The organism is Curtobacterium sp. MCBA15_005 (genome assembly GCF_001864855.1).
Lineage (GTDB): Bacteria > Actinomycetota > Actinomycetes > Actinomycetales > Microbacteriaceae > Curtobacterium > Curtobacterium flaccumfaciens.
The window spans coordinates 1-520 of the sequence record NZ_MJGL01000016.1; the positions used below are offsets into that span (position 1 = coordinate 1).

Sequence of the window (520 nt, forward strand, 5' to 3'; positions counted from 1 at the left end):
TCCGCGACGAGGACGGCAACGAACTCGGCCGCGGCGAAGCCAACGACGACGGCGACTTCTCGATCGAGCTGGACGAGCCCCTCGACGACGGCGAGCACAAACTCGAGCTGATCGCCCAGGACGACGCCGGCAACGAGTCCAACCCGACCGACACCACGGTCGATGTCGACACCGAAGCACCCACGGCACCGGTCGTGACCAGCCCCAAGGACCTCGACAACGGCAAGGGCCCGATCAGCGGAACCGCCGAGCCCGGCTCGACCGTGATCATCCGCGACGAGGACGGCAAGGAACTCGGCCGCGGCGAAGCCAACGACGACGGCGACTTCTCCATCGAGCTGGACGAACCGCTGGCCGATGGCGAGCACAAGCTGGAACTCGTCGCCCAGGACGACGCCGGCAACACCTCCGAAGAGACGAAGACCACCGTCGACGTCGACACGGAGGCACCGACCGCGCCGATCGTGACCAGCCCCTCTGACCTCGCTGACGGCAAGGGCCCCATCAGCGGGACCGCCGA

The 520-nt window shown here is 68.1% G+C and carries 1 protein-coding gene; it reads left to right on the top strand.

The genetic code is table 11. The annotated features are described in order from the left end of the window. Window positions 1-520: Ig-like domain-containing protein (locus tag BIU89_RS09470; protein WP_254791570.1), on the top strand; the 520-nt coding region annotated here is incomplete at both ends.